This is a genomic window from Pseudomonas sp. GT1P32, assembly GCF_054897805.1.
Genome location: NZ_CM142704.1, coordinates 3,619,279 through 3,633,632 on the forward strand (window position 1 = coordinate 3,619,279; position 14,354 = coordinate 3,633,632).

Here is a 14,354-nt window from a genome sequence, read left to right on the forward strand (position 1 = left end):
CGAGCCCCAAGGGGCTCGGCCTTCTTCCCTTCTACTTACAAGCTAGGGAATGCGAATTGCGATGCTTCATGGCTCGCACGCTGTGGCCAGCGCTGGGTAATGGCCTTGCGACGGGTGTAGAAGCGCACGCCATCCGGGCCATACGCATGCAGATCGCCGAACAGCGAACGCTTCCAGCCGCCAAAGCTGTGATAAGCCACCGGCACCGGCAACGGCACGTTGACGCCAACCATGCCGACTTCGATCTCATCGCAGAACAACCGCGCCGCTTCCCCATCACGGGTAAAGATGCAGGTGCCGTTGCCATATTCGTGATCGTTGATCAGTTGCATCGCCTCTTCCAGGCTGTTCACCCGGACAACGCACAGCACTGGCCCAAAGATCTCTTCTTTATAGATACGCATCTCCGGCGTGACGTTATCGAACAGGCAACCGCCCAGGAAGAACCCTTCCTCGTGACCGGCCACGCTCAGACCACGACCATCCACCACCAGGGTTGCACCGGACGCAACGCCGTCTTCTACATAGCCACTGACTTTGTCACGAGCCTGACCGGTAACCAACGGCCCCATGTCCAGACCACAAGTGGTACCTGCGCCAATCTTCAATGCCTTGATCTGCGGAGTCAGCTTGGCCACCAACGCATCGGCCACCTGGTCGCCAACGCACACGGCCACCGAAATCGCCATGCAACGCTCGCCGCAAGAACCGTACGCCGCACCCATCAGTGCGCTGACGGCGTTATCCAGATCCGCATCCGGCATCAGCACCGCGTGGTTCTTCGCGCCGCCCAGTGCCTGAACGCGTTTGCCGCGCTTGGTGCCTTCGGCGTAGATGTATTCGGCAATCGGCGTCGAGCCAACGAAACTCAATGCTTTGACTTCCGGCGCTTCGATCAGCGCGTCCACTGCAGCCTTGTCACCATGCACCACGCTCAACACGCCTTTCGGCAGACCGGCTTCGAGCAACAACTGAGCGATCAACAGCGTCGAGCTCGGATCACGCTCGGAAGGTTTGAGGATGAAGCAGTTGCCGCAGACGATCGCCAGCGGGTACATCCACAACGGCACCATCGCGGGGAAGTTGAACGGCGTGATCCCAGCGACCACGCCCAACGGCTGGAAGTCCGACCAGGCATCAATGTTCGGCCCGACGTTGCGGCTGTATTCACCCTTGAGGATTTCCGGTGCCGCGCAAGCGAACTCGACGTTCTCGATGCCGCGCTTCAGTTCACCCGCCGCGTCTTCCAGGGTCTTGCCGTGTTCTTCGCTGATCAGTTGGGCGATACGTGCTTCGTTCTGTTCCAGCAGTTGCTTGAAGCGGAACATTACCTGCGCACGTTTGGCCGGCGGAGTATTGCGCCAGGCCGGGAACGCAGCCTTGGCCGAGTCGATGGCTTTCTGGATGGTTTCGCGGCTGGCCAATGGCAGTTTGTGAATCGCCTGGCCGGTAGACGGGTTGAACACGTCGGCCGTGCGACCGTCTTCGGTCACCAGTTCGCCGTTGATCAAATGCGGGATAAGGCTCATGCGGGGCTCCAGAAAAGTTGTCCACAGGCGCCCGTCAACGGGCGCCTCTATATAGAAGGGGAAATCAGTCGATTTTGTTCAGCACTTCGCCGACCGCGTCAAACAGACGATCAAGGTCTTGCGGCTTGCTGTTGAAGGTTGGGCCGAACTGCAGGGTGTCGCCGCCAAAGCGCACGTAGAACCCGGCTTTCCACAGCGCCATACCCGCTTCGAACGGACGCACGATGGCATCGCCGTCACGAGGCGCGATCTGGATCGCACCGGCCAGCCCGTAGTTACGAATGTCGATGATGTTTTTCGAGCCCTTGAGGCCGTGCAGTGCATTTTCGAAATGCGGTGCGACGTCGGCCACGCTCTGCACCAGGTTTTCTTTTTGCAGCAGGTCGAGTGCGGCCAGGCCAGCGGCGCAAGCCACCGGATGCGCGGAATAGGTGTAACCGTGCGGGAATTCCACCGCGTACTCAGGCGTCGCCTGGTTCATGAAGGTCTGGTAGATCTCGGAGCTGGCAATCACCGCGCCCATCGGGATCGCACCGTTGGTGACTTGCTTGGCGATGCACATCAGGTCCGGGGTCACGCCGAAGCTGTCAGCGCCGAACATCGAACCGGTACGGCCGAAACCGGTGATCACTTCGTCGAACACCAGCAGGATGTTGTGCTGATCGCAGATCTCGCGCAGACGCTTGAGGTAGCCCTCAGGCGGAACCAGCACGCCAGCGGAACCGGCCATTGGCTCGACGAATACGGCGGCGATGTTCGAAGCGTCATGCAGCTCGATCAGCTTGAGCAGCTCATCGGCCAAAGCGATACCGCCCTCTTTTGGCATGCCACGCGAGTAAGCATTGCTCGCCAGCAAGGTGTGCGGCAGGTGATCGACGTCCATCATCGCCTGACCGAAGATTTTGCGGTTGCCGTTGACGCCGCCGAGGCTGGTGCCGGCGATGTTCACACCGTGGTAACCACGGGCGCGGCCGATCATTTTGGTTTTGGTCGCCTGGCCTTTCAGACGCCAGTAAGCGCGGACCATCTTCACCGCAGTGTCAGCGCACTCGGAACCCGAGTCGGTGAAGAACACGTGATTCAGATTGCCCGGCGTCAGGTCGGTGATTTTTTCCGCCAGTTGGAACGACAGCGGGTGACCGTACTGGAAGCCCGGCGAGTAATCGAGGGTGCCCAACTGCTTGGCAACCGCTTCCTGGATTTCCTTGCGGGTGTGCCCGGCGCCGCAGGTCCACAGACCGGACAGCGAATCGTAGACCTTGCGACCCTTGTCGTCCGTCAGCCAACTACCTTCGGCCGCCACGATCAGTCGCGGATCGCGCTGGAAATTTCGGTTGGCGGTGTAGGGCATCCAGTGAGCATCGAGCTTGAGCTGGCTGGCCAGGGAGTTCGGGGCGTTTTCAGGCAAGTTCATGGGCAAAACCTCGCAAGGCAATAAGCGGCGTGGAGATGAAAAGCGTTCTTGCAGCTAAATTGCCACGGGGATAAAGTCGGTGAAATCCAACTTTTCTAACGTTCAGTCAGGCCAGCACTAAACTATGAGCACTCGACGCCCCGATCCTCTGGCACAAGTCAGCGACTTTGATATCCGCTTGCTGCGGATTTTTCGCAGCGTGGTGGAATGCGGCGGTTTCTCGGCGGCGGAGTCGGTGCTCGGGATCGGCCGCTCGGCGATCAGCCAACAGATGAGCGACCTGGAACAGCGCCTCGGCCTGCGCCTGTGCCAACGAGGCCGCGCCGGGTTTTCCCTGACCGAAGAAGGCCGCGAGGTGTATCAATCGGCATTGCAGCTATTGAGTGCGCTGGAAAGTTTCCGCACCGAGGTCAACGGCCTGCACCAACACCTGCGCGGCGAATTGACCATCGGCCTCACCGACAACCTGGTCACCCTGCCCCACATGCGCATCACTCACGCGTTGGCGCAATTGAAGGAACGCGGGCCGGACGTGCAGATTCAGATCCGCATGATCGCGCCCAATGAAGTCGAGCAAGGCGTGCTCGACGGCCGCTTGCATGTCGGCGTGGTGCCGCAGGCAAGCGCCCTGTCGGGGCTGGAATATCAGCCGCTCTACAGCGAACGTTCGCTGCTGTATTGCGCGGTTGGTCATCCGTTGTTTTATGTCGACGACAAACAACTGGATGACGAGCGCCTCAACAGTCAGGACGCCATCGCCCCGACCTTCCGCCTGCCGGCCGAGATTCAGGCGCATTACCAGGCACTCAATTGCACCGCCAGTGCGTCAGACCGCGAAGGCATGGCGTTTCTGATTCTCACCGGGCGCTACATCGGTTACCTGCCGGACCACTACGCCAGCCTCTGGGTGCAGCAAGGGCGCTTGCGCGCGCTGAAACCGACAGCACGGTTTTATGACTTGAGCCTTGCATCGGTGACACGTAAGGGACGTCGCCCGCATCTAGTGCTGGAAAGCTTTTTAGAGAGCCTGGCTGCAACACGCTGAATAAGGTGGAAACCTGTAGGAGCGAAGCTTGCTCGCGAAGGCGTCGGCTCAATTAACATCAATGTTGAATGTTAAGACGCCTTCGCGAGCAAGCTTCGCTCCTACGGGGATTTGTGGTGTTCGGGGTTTTATTGCTTCAGGACTTGTCTGGAAACTGTGGTTGCGCTATCAACGCATTGGTTGCACCCACCCACCTGTTCGGAAGTGCCTATGACCTTTGAAGTCCCCGCTCACGGCGGCAAACCTGCCAGCCGCATTCGTCAGAAGAACGAAGAGACCATCATCAAAGCCGCCGAAGACGAGTTCGCCCGTCACGGGTTCAAAGGCACGAGCATGAACACTATCGCCCTGAATGCCGGGTTGCCCAAAGCGAACCTGCATTACTACTTCACCAACAAGCTCGGGTTGTACGTGGCGGTGCTGAGCAACATCCTGCAGTTGTGGGACAGCACCTTCAACACCCTCACCGCCGAGGATGATCCGGCCGAAGCGCTGACGCGGTACATTCGCGCCAAGATGGAATTCTCCCGCCGCCAGCCGCAAGCCTCGCGAGTCTTCGCCATGGAAGTGATCAGCGGCGGTGAATGCCTGACCGAATATTTCAACCAGGATTACCGCGCCTGGTTCCAGGGCCGGGCGGCGGTGTTTCAAGCGTGGATCGACGCTGGCAAAATGGACCCGGTCGACCCGGTCAACCTGATCTTTCTGTTGTGGGGCAGCACCCAGCATTACGCGGACTTTGCCACGCAGATTTGCCGTGTCAGCGGCCGCACCAAGCTGACCAAGCAAGACATGGAAGACGCCGGCGACAACCTGATCCGCATCATTCTCAAAGGCTGCGGCCTGACTCCAGCCATTTAAGACTCCTATGCCTTATACCCTCAGCGGCTTTTGCGAATACCGCGAAGAGATTCGCAAAAGCCGCTTCATCACCTTCGCCGCACCGATCAGCAGCCCTGCTGAAGCCCAGGCGTTCATCGAGCAGCACAGCGATCTGAACGCCACGCACAATTGTTGGGCGTGGAAACTCGGCGCCCAATACCGCAGCACCGATGACGGAGAGCCTGGTGGCACCGCCGGGCGCCCGATTCTGGCGGCCATCGATGCACAGGATTGCGACCAGGTCGCGGTGCTGGTGATCCGTTGGTATGGCGGCATTCAACTCGGCACCGGCGGCCTCGCCCGGGCTTATGGCGGCGGCGCGAACAAGTGCCTGCAAGCGGCACCGAAAGTTGAGCTGATCAGCCGCGTACCGCTAAGTTGCGCCTGCGGGTTTGGCGAATTGACGCTGGTGAAACTGCGGGTGGCCGAACTTGGCGGGTTGGTTGTGGAAGAAACGTTCACGGCCAACGGTGTGGAGCTGAAATTGGCGATGGGCGAAGCACAGATCGACACCCTGCAAACGCAACTGGCCGATTTGAGTCGCGGGCGCATTCTGTTGCAGCGCTGAGCGCACCAACAACGCTCAACGCCCTTCTATCGATCCCATGTATTTGCCCACATCTACTGTGCACCCGGCTGTGGATAACCTGAGCACATACCGCTGTAACCCTTCTGTCATGCGGCTTTGCGGGCATTGCTCACTTTTCGTCCAATCCGCCTTCAAAAAGACTAAATCCACGTAAAAACAATCAGTTAGCGTGGTTTATCGCCTTTAGAAGATAGCCGCTCAGTGCTTATGCCCGAGCTTTGCGCTTGCGCACAAATACTGTGGAGCAATCTGTGGATAACCCGTTCATGGCTGGCGCGGCCCCATATCCGGCATGGCTTGCAAAGGGTTGCTCGTTTTTTGACCAAATCGAGCTGCGCAAAACCGGAGCCTGATCTACCGCTTCGCCCTTATGTGGTGCTGCGTTGGGATCGAAATGTGGCGAAGCGGCGCGCCCGATGCCTTGGCCGGCAAGCATTTTCAATTTTCCTGACTCAATGGCCAGGAAATTGCTTTATCCACAGGCACAACTCCCATCGACCCGAGCCTGTCATGCCCAACCCCGTGCCGATCCCCGACCAAACGCCTCGCCTGCAACTGCGCAGAATCAGCAAACGCTACCCGGGTTGCCTGGCCAACGATGCCATCGACCTGAGTATTGCGCCCGGCGAAATCCACGCGCTGCTCGGCGAAAACGGCGCGGGCAAAAGTACGTTGATGAAAATCATCTACGGCGTCACCCACGCTGATTCTGGCGAGATGATCTGGCAAGGCCAGCGCGTGGCCATGCGCAACCCGGCTCAGGCTCGCGGTTTGGGAATCGGCATGGTGTTCCAGCACTTCTCGTTGTTCGAAACCCTCAGCGTGGCGCAGAACATTGCGCTGGCGATGGGCGCGGCGGCCGGTACACCGAAACAACTTGAGCCAAAAATTCGTGAAGTGTCCCGGCGCTACGGCATGGCAGTGGAACCGGAGCGACTTGTCCACAGCCTGTCGATTGGCGAACGGCAGCGGGTGGAAATCATTCGGTGCCTGATGCAGGACATCCGCCTGCTGATTCTCGATGAACCGACCTCGGTGCTGACCCCGCAAGAGGCCGACGAATTGTTCGTCACCCTGCGTCGGCTCGCGGCCGAGGGCTGCAGCATTCTGTTTATCAGCCACAAGCTCGGTGAAGTGCGTGCGTTGTGCCACAGCGCCACGGTGCTGCGCGGCGGTCGTGTGGCGGGGCATTGCGTGCCGGCGCAATGCTCGGATCAGCAACTGGCGAAGTTGATGGTCGGGGAAGCGGCCGATCTGATCACCGATTACCCGAAGGTTGTGGGCGGTGATGCATTTTTGAACGTGAACGCATTGTCGTGGCACAACCCCGATCCGTTTGGCTGCTCGCTGAAGGACATCGACCTGCACGTACGCCGTGGCGAAATCGTCGGCATCGCCGGGGTGGCAGGCAATGGCCAGGATGAGTTGCTGGCGCTGCTCAGTGGCGAACAACGCCTGCACCGCAATGACGGTGCAACCCTGCGTTTTGACGGGCAAGCGGTGGCTCATTTGCCGCCGGATGCCCGCCGAAAACTTGGCTTGGCCTTCGTCCCCGCCGAACGGTTGGGGCACGGTGCGGTGCCGGAATTGAGCCTGGCCGACAACGCCCTGCTCAGCGCCTTTCAACAAGGCCTGGTGCGCAACGGGCTGATCCGGCGGACCAAGGTCAAGGCGCTGGCCGAAGAAATCATCCGCCGCTTCGGCGTCAAGACACCCGATGCGCAAACGCCGGCTCGCAGTCTGTCCGGTGGCAACTTGCAGAAATTCATCCTCGGTCGGGAAATTCTTCAGCAACCAAAACTGCTGGTGGCCGCGCACCCGACCTGGGGCGTGGACGTCGGCGCCGCCGCAACCATTCACCGGGCGCTGATTGCCTTGCGCGATGCAGGCGCAGCGATCCTGGTGATCTCCGAAGACCTCGACGAACTGTTCCAGATCAGCGACCGCCTCGGCGCCTTGTGCAGCGGACGCTTGTCGCCGCTCAGGGCGACCGTCGACACCCGCCTGATCGACGTCGGCGGCTGGATGGCCGGCCAGTTCGACGCCCCTCAATCACTTGCACCCGCAACGGTTTAACGGAGTTTCACATGCTGCTTTCCCTCGAACCCCGTGGCCAGCAATCGCGCCTGATGCTGTGGTGCTCGCCGTTATTGGCAGCGGCCCTGACATTGGCCTGCGGCTCGCTGCTGTTTATCGCGTTGGGCCATGACCCGTTGTTGACATTGCACACCTTGCTGATCGCCCCGGTCAGCGACTTGTATGGCGTCTCCGAATTGTTGGTCAAGGCGTTGCCGATTCTGCTCTGCGCCTTGGGTCTGGCCGTGGCGTATCAGGCACGGATCTGGAACATCGGCGCCGAAGGTCAATTGCTGCTCGGCGCGCTGGCCGGCAGTGCGTTGGCGGTGAACATCATCGGTCTGCAAAGTCGCTGGGCATTGGTGTTGATCCTGCTCGTCGGCACGTTGGCCGGCGCGGCGTGGGCCGGGCTGACGGCGTGGTTGCGCACGCGCTTCAATGCCAACGAAATCCTCACCAGCATCATGCTCAATTACATCGCCCTGAACCTGCTGCTGTTCTGTGTGCACGGGCCACTGAAGGATCCGGCCGGGTTCAACTTTCCGGAGTCGGCGATGTTCGGCGATGCCAGCCGTTTGCCGTTGTTGATGGAGGACGGTCGAGTACATGCCGGCGTTTATTTTGCCCTGCTCGCGTTGGTGACGGTGTGGGTGTTGCTGCAGAAAAGCTTTGTCGGGTTCCAGATCAAAGTGCTCGGGCTGGACAAGCGTGCGGCGGGTTTTGTCGGGTTTCGCGAGAAACGGCTGATCTGGCTGGCGCTGTTGGTCAGCGGCGGTTTGGCGGGGCTGGCCGGCGTGTGTGAAGTCACCGGGCCGATTGGTCAGTTGGTGCCGCAAGTCTCGCCCGGCTATGGCTACGCCGCGATCACCGTGGCATTTCTCGGGCGGCTCAATCCGATCGGCATTCTGTTTTCCAGCCTGTTGATGGCATTGCTGTACATCGGTGGCGAGAACGCGCAGATGAGCATGAATCTGCCGCAAGCGATCACGCAATTGTTCCAGGGCATGATGCTGTTTTTCCTGCTGGCCAGTGACGTGCTGATTCTCTACCGACCGCGTTTGCATTTGCGCTGGACGCGTCGCGCATCAGCCACCGTCGTACAAGCAGGAGCGCTGTGATGGATATCGATCTGTTGAGCAATATTTTCTACGCCATGGTGCGCTGCGGCACGCCGTTGCTGTTGGTGGCGCTGGGTGAGTTGATTTGTGAGAAGAGCGGCGTCCTCAACCTCGGCCAGGAAGGCATGATGCTGTTTGGCGCGGTGATCGGTTTTATTGTCGCGTTGAACAGTGGCAACCTGTGGCTTGGCGTGTTGCTGGCGATGCTCGCCGGGATGTTGCTGTCGTCGCTGTTTGCGTTGGTGGCGCTGGTGTTCAACGCCAATCAGGTGGCCACCGGGTTGGCGCTGACGATCTTTGGTGTGGGCCTGTCGACCTTTGTCGGTGCGTCATGGGTCGGTAAACCGCTGGCGGGTTTTGAGCCGGTGGCGATCCCTTTACTGAGCGAGATCCCGCTGATCGGGCGGATGCTGTTTGCACAGGATCTGCTGGTGTATCTGTCGTTCGCGTTGTTTGCGCTGGTGGCGTGGGTGATTGTGAAAAGTCGTGTCGGGCTGATCATTCAGGCCGTCGGCGAAAACCCGGATGCGGCCAGTGCGATGGGCTTGCCGGTGTTGGGCGTACGGACGCTGGCGGTGCTGTTCGGCGGCGCGATGGCGGGGTTGGCCGGGGCGTATCTGTCGCTGGCCTACACGCCGATGTGGGCGGAGAACATGAGCGCCGGTCGCGGCTGGATTGCCCTGGCGCTGGTGGTGTTTGCCAGTTGGCGGGTATGGCGATTGCTGCTGGGGGCGTATCTGTTCGGGCTCGCCAGCATCCTGCACCTGGTGGCGCAGGGGTTGGGGCTGGCGATTCCGTCGAGTCTGCTGGCGATGCTGCCGTATGTCGCGACGACTGTGGTGTTGGTGCTGCTGTCGCGGGATGCCGTGCGCACACGGTTGTATGCGCCGGTGTCGTTGGGGCAGCCTTGGCAGGGTGGGCATTAGGGGTTGTCTGCTCCGGCCTCTTCGCGGGCAAGCCTCGCTCCTACAGGTTTGGCGCAAATTCTGTAGGAGCGTGGCTTGCCCGCGAAGGCGTCCGCACAGGCAACACCTGAACAACGCCCCAAGCCAATTCAAAGACCAGAAAAATCACCAACAGCGAACTGGCGCCATGCAGCAAGGCATAGAGCTGCCAAGTGGAGAACAGGAATCTGCCGACCGCGTCATATCGGCCATAAACCTGCTGCGGATCCCGAATCCGCAGCACCGCCCACACGCACACGATCGAGCCCAACAGGTTCGCCATCAACATGTGCATCGGCTCAAACGCCGGCAGTTCGCCGGGCAAATCCAAAGCCTGACTCAAACCCGCCAACAACCCATGCAACGCCGCAAAACTCCACGGCGTGACAAACGCCGCCGTCACGATCAAGTCATACCAGGCGCTGCCGCGCACCACGCGGCGATATTGCGTTGAAGTCCACATCGGCACTGCTCCATAAATTCAGGGAGCAACAAGCCTAAAGCCTGGAGTATGCTCCAGGGTCAAGCCCTCTCGAGACATCAGCATGCGCATCGGTGAATTAGCCCAGGCCAGCGCCGTCAGCCGCGACACGCTGCGCTTCTACGAGCAGCGCGGGTTGATCGCGGCGCAACGTAGTGCCAACGGTTATCGCGAATATCCGGATGACATGGTGCAACTGGTGCTCTACATCAAGACCGCTCAACGGCTGGGCTTTACCCTCGGCGAGATCGGCAACAGCGTCGCCGCGTTGTGGCAGTCGCCCGATCCGGACAGCGCCGTCACGCAATTGCTGCAAGACAAACTCAAACTGATCGAAACCCGAATGGACGAACTCGGCGCGTTGCGCAACGAGTTGCAGCAACGGCTCGGGCAGCGTTGTCCATTAAATCCGTGATCCTCATTCATCAAGGAAGCCACTCATGTCCAAGGTAAAAACCGCACTCATCATCGGCGCCTCCCGGGGCCTGGGCCTCGGTCTGGTGAAAACCCTGCTGGCCGACGGCTGGCAAGTCACCGCCACCGTGCGCAACCCGCAGAACGCCGACGCCTTGCAGGCGCTGGGCAAGGTGCGGATCGAAAAACTCGACATGGATGATCAGCAGGCCGTCATTGCCCTGAGTCAGCAGCTCAAGGGCGAAGTGTTTGATCTGTTGTTCGTGAATGCCGGGGTAAAAGGCCCTGATGTGCAGACGCCGGGCGGTGCGACGCTGGCTGAAGTCGGTCAGTTGTTTTTCACCAACGCGGTGGCACCGATCAACCTGGCTCAGCGGTTTGCCGGGCAGATTCGTCCGGAGACTGGCGTACTCGCGTTCATGAGTTCGGTGCTCGGCAGCGTGACCATGCCGGACGCGCCGGAACTGGCGTTGTACAAGGCGAGCAAGGCTGCATTGAACTCGATGACCAATAGCTTTGTGACGCAACTGGGCGATCAGAAACTGACGGTGCTGTCGCTGCATCCGGGCTGGGTGAAAACCGACATGGGCGGTGAAGGCGCTGATATCGATGTGGAAACCAGTGTGCGTGGGTTGGTGGATCAGGTGAATGCGTACACCGGCAAGGGTGGGCACCACTTCGTCAACTACAAGGGCGAAACCATTCCCTGGTAATCCACACCTGTAGGAGCCGGCTTGCTGGCGATCGAGACACCTCGGTCTTTCAGTGATACCGCGCTGAATCTATCGCCAGCAAGCCGGCTCCTACAGGTTATTTACCGTCCTGTCGGGCCGGTCTTGCCCTGAAGGCAGATTTGTTCGACACTCCGCACCTCGTCCCCGCGGCGACCCTGGATCAGCAGACAGGGTAATCACTGAGCTGGCTAACCTGAACCCAACTTTCAGAGGAGCCGGCCAACATGCCTGCGACCCGTACCTGGTTAAAAACCCCCCTCGCGATCTTCACTGCCAATGGCCTCGATGCCCGTGGCGGCCTGGTTGTGCAAGACGGCTTGATCGTCGAAGTGCTCGCCGCCGGCCAGCAACCGTCCGCCCCCTGTGGACAAGTATTCGATGCTCGCGAGCATGTGATCCTGCCGGGGCTGATCAACACTCATCACCACTTCTATCAAACCCTGACCCGCGCCTGGGCGCCGGTGGTCAATCAGCCGTTGTTCCCTTGGCTGAAAACCCTGTACCCGGTCTGGGCACGCCTCACCCCTGAAAAACTCGCCCTTGCCACGAAAGTCGCGCTGGCCGAGTTGCTGCTGTCCGGCTGCACCACCGCCGCCGATCACCATTACCTGTTCCCGAAAGGCCTGGAAAATGCCATCGACGTGCAAGTCGAAAGCGTCCGCGACCTCGGCATGCGCGCCATGTTGACCCGAGGTTCCATGAGTCTGGGCGAGAAGGACGGCGGCCTGCCCCCGCAGCAGACCGTGCAGGAAGGCGAAGTGATCCTCGACGACAGTCAGCGTCTGATCGCCGAGTACCACGAGCGTGGCGATGGCGCGCAAATCCAGATCGCCCTGGCGCCGTGCTCACCGTTTTCGGTGACCCCGGAGATCATGTCTGCCAGCGCCGAACTGGCGAACAAACTCGACTTGCGCCTGCACACGCACCTGGCGGAAACCCTCGACGAAGAAGACTTCTGCCTGCAACGCTTCGGCCTGCGCACCGTGGATTATCTGGACAGCGTCGGCTGGCTCGGCCCGCGCACCTGGCTGGCGCATGGCATCCACTTCAACCCGGATGAAATCACCCGCCTCGGCGCGGCCGGCACCGGCATTTGCCATTGCCCGAGCTCGAACATGCGCCTCGCGTCCGGCATCTGCCCGACGCTGGAGCTGACCGCCGCCGGCGCGTTGCTGGGCCTCGGCGTGGATGGCTCGGCCTCCAACGATGCGTCGAACATGATGCTCGAAACCCGTCAGGCGCTGTACATCCAGCGGCTGCGTTATGGCGCCGAGAAGATCACGCCGGAATTGGTGTTGGGGTGGGCGACCAAGGGCTCGGCGAGTTTGCTCGGGCGTACCGATATCGGTGAACTGGCGGTGGGCAAGCAGGCGGACCTCGCGTTGTTCAAACTGGATGAGCTGCGGTTTTCCGGTAGCCATGACCCGGTTTCGGCATTGCTGTTATGTGGTGCGGATCGGGCGGATCGGGTGATGGTGGGAGGCAAGTGGCGAGTGATCGACGGGCAGGTTGAGGGGCTGGATCTCAAAGGCTTGATCGCCGATCACAGCCAGGCGGCCCGGCAGTTGATCGCTGGCGTCTGATCGGACACCTTCGCCGGCAAGCCGGCTCCTGCGCGATACCTGTAGGAGCCGGCTTGCCGGCGATGCTTTTTAAAGCCCCAATGGCGATGTTGACCACCGACTGACTGCGGGCGTTTCGTGACACCTTAGCGCACCAGTGGATGGCAACCCTGCATGGCCATGCACTTTATTGGCTTTGCGGGCCTCTTCGCGGGCAAGCCTCGCTCCTACATGTCGACGTTGCTCTTGTAGGAGCGAGGCTTGCCCGCGAAGGCCATCACACGGTTTCGAATATTTGTTGTCCTGTTGGTCAGTAATTTGCATTGCCCCCTCCAACCTCAAAACAAAATGGAGTGGGAATTCATGCATAAACGTCCGTTGAAGAAGCTGCTGTGCGCCGTCGCTGCAACCCTCGGTCTGAGCGCCAGCCTGACCGCCAGCGCCGCTGACCCGCTGAAAGTCGGCTTCGTCTACATCGGCCCGATCGGCGATCACGGCTGGACGTATCAGCATGAACAGGGACGCAAGGCGCTGGCCGAGAAGTTCGGCAACCAGATCACTACCAACTACGTGGAAAACGTCGCCGAAGGCGCCGACGCCGAGCGGGTGATCCGCAACATGGCCAAGGACAACTACGACCTGATCTTCACCACCTCCTTCGGCTACATGAACCCGACCCTGAAAGTCGCGAAACAGTTTCCCAAGGTGACCTTCGAACACGCCACCGGCTACAAGCAGGACAAGAACCTCGGCACCTACCTGGCGCGCACCTATGAAGGTCGCTACGTCGGCGGCTTCCTCGCGGCGAAAATGACCAAGACCAAAAAGATCGGCTACGTCGCTTCGTTCCCGATTCCGGAAGTGATCCGCGACATCAACGCCATTCAACTGGCTCTGAACAAATACAACCCCGGTACCGAGATCAAAGTGGTGTGGGTCAATTCCTGGTTCGACCCGGGCAAGGAAGCCGACGCCGCCAACGCGTTGATCGATCAAGGCGTGGATGTGGTGTTCCAGCACACCGACAGCCCGGCGCCGATTCAGGCCGCCGAGCGTCGCGGGGTGTATGCCGTGGGCTACGCTTCGGACATGGCGCACTTCGGGCCGAAAGCGGTGCTGACCTCAATCGTCAACGACTGGGCACCGCACTACATTCAGGCGACTCAAAGCGTGATCGAGCATGCGTGGAAGTCGCAGGATTACTGGGGCGGTTTGAAGGAAGGCACGGTTGAACTGCCGATCAGCGACCTGGTGCCGGCGCCGGTGAAAGCCGAGGCCGAACAGATCATCGCGGACATCAAGAGCGGTGCGCTGCATCCGTTTACCGGACCGATCAAGGATCAGGCGGGCGTGGAGAAAATTGCGGCGGGCGCGACGGCGAGCAACGCGGAACTGGCCTCGATGAATTACTACGTTGAAGGCATGAAGGCCGAGATACCGAAGTAACCCCTTTGTGAAACACACAGTACCTGTGGGAGCGAGCCTGCTCGCGAAAGCGCCAGCACATTCAACATTGTTGTTGGCTGACACACCGCTTTCGCGAGCAGGCTCGCTCCCACAAAGGAA

The 14,354-nt window shown here is 60.3% G+C and carries 13 protein-coding genes; 10 read left to right on the forward strand and 3 right to left on the reverse strand.

The annotated features are described in order from the left end of the window. Positions 1-35: 35 nt before the first annotated feature. Positions 36-1,529 (reverse strand): CoA-acylating methylmalonate-semialdehyde dehydrogenase, encoded by a 1,494-nt coding sequence (locus ACYZUC_RS16655; RefSeq protein WP_008031364.1) that lies wholly within the window; start codon positions 1,527-1,529, stop codon positions 36-38. Between the two features lie 64 nt (positions 1,530-1,593). After that, positions 1,594-2,943, reverse strand: coding sequence for an omega-aminotransferase AptA (gene aptA, locus ACYZUC_RS16660; RefSeq protein ID WP_192227006.1), 1,350 nt, complete (start codon positions 2,941-2,943; stop codon positions 1,594-1,596). Between the two features lie 124 nt (positions 2,944-3,067). On the opposite strand from aptA, the gene ACYZUC_RS16665 reads away from it, so the two are divergent. The 6 genes from ACYZUC_RS16665 to ACYZUC_RS16690 all read left to right on the forward strand — a co-directional run bounded on the left by ACYZUC_RS16665 (position 3,068) and on the right by ACYZUC_RS16690 (position 9,579). After that, the gene (locus ACYZUC_RS16665) at positions 3,068-3,988 is read left to right on the forward strand and encodes a LysR family transcriptional regulator (RefSeq protein ID WP_008031360.1); all 921 of its coding nucleotides are present in this window, start codon (positions 3,068-3,070) and stop codon (positions 3,986-3,988) included. Between the two features lie 210 nt (positions 3,989-4,198). Next, entirely contained in the window at positions 4,199-4,849 is a 651-nt protein-coding gene (locus tag ACYZUC_RS16670) for a TetR/AcrR family transcriptional regulator (RefSeq protein WP_008031358.1), read from the forward strand. Between the two features lie 7 nt (positions 4,850-4,856). Beyond that, positions 4,857-5,438, forward strand: coding sequence for an IMPACT family protein (locus ACYZUC_RS16675; RefSeq protein WP_461989345.1), 582 nt, complete (start codon positions 4,857-4,859; stop codon positions 5,436-5,438). A 531-nt stretch (positions 5,439-5,969) separates the two neighbouring features. Continuing rightward, a complete protein-coding gene (locus ACYZUC_RS16680) occupies positions 5,970-7,535 on the forward strand; it encodes an ABC transporter ATP-binding protein (protein ID WP_461989346.1) in 1,566 nt (521 codons plus the stop codon). An 11-nt stretch (positions 7,536-7,546) separates the two neighbouring features. Continuing rightward, positions 7,547-8,653, forward strand: a complete 1,107-nt coding sequence (locus tag ACYZUC_RS16685) for an ABC transporter permease (RefSeq protein ID WP_461989347.1) — start codon at positions 7,547-7,549, stop codon at positions 8,651-8,653. Further along, positions 8,653-9,579 (forward strand): ABC transporter permease, encoded by a 927-nt coding sequence (locus ACYZUC_RS16690; protein WP_461989348.1) that lies wholly within the window; start codon positions 8,653-8,655, stop codon positions 9,577-9,579. The genes ACYZUC_RS16685 and ACYZUC_RS16690 overlap by 1 nt, the downstream gene beginning before the upstream one ends. A gap of 40 nt (positions 9,580-9,619) precedes the next feature. On the opposite strand, the gene ACYZUC_RS16695 is transcribed toward ACYZUC_RS16690, so the two are convergent. Beyond that, positions 9,620-10,060: a hypothetical protein gene (locus ACYZUC_RS16695; protein ID WP_461989349.1), complete on the reverse strand. Its 441-nt coding sequence runs from the start codon at positions 10,058-10,060 to the stop codon at positions 9,620-9,622. A gap of 82 nt (positions 10,061-10,142) precedes the next feature. Between ACYZUC_RS16695 and ACYZUC_RS16700 the strand changes: the two genes are divergently transcribed. From ACYZUC_RS16700 to ACYZUC_RS16715, 4 genes are all read left to right on the forward strand, one after another. Next, the gene (locus ACYZUC_RS16700; RefSeq protein WP_192227000.1) at positions 10,143-10,493 is read left to right on the forward strand and encodes a MerR family transcriptional regulator; all 351 of its coding nucleotides are present in this window, start codon (positions 10,143-10,145) and stop codon (positions 10,491-10,493) included. Between the two features lie 25 nt (positions 10,494-10,518). After that, the gene (locus ACYZUC_RS16705; RefSeq protein WP_461989350.1) at positions 10,519-11,205 is read left to right on the forward strand and encodes an SDR family oxidoreductase; all 687 of its coding nucleotides are present in this window, start codon (positions 10,519-10,521) and stop codon (positions 11,203-11,205) included. Between the two features lie 245 nt (positions 11,206-11,450). Further along, positions 11,451-12,809: an 8-oxoguanine deaminase gene (locus tag ACYZUC_RS16710; RefSeq protein ID WP_461989351.1), complete on the forward strand. Its 1,359-nt coding sequence runs from the start codon at positions 11,451-11,453 to the stop codon at positions 12,807-12,809. A gap of 342 nt (positions 12,810-13,151) precedes the next feature. Beyond that, a complete protein-coding gene (locus ACYZUC_RS16715) occupies positions 13,152-14,234 on the forward strand; it encodes a BMP family ABC transporter substrate-binding protein (RefSeq protein ID WP_461989352.1) in 1,083 nt (360 codons plus the stop codon). The last annotated feature ends 120 nt before the right edge of the window (positions 14,235-14,354 follow it).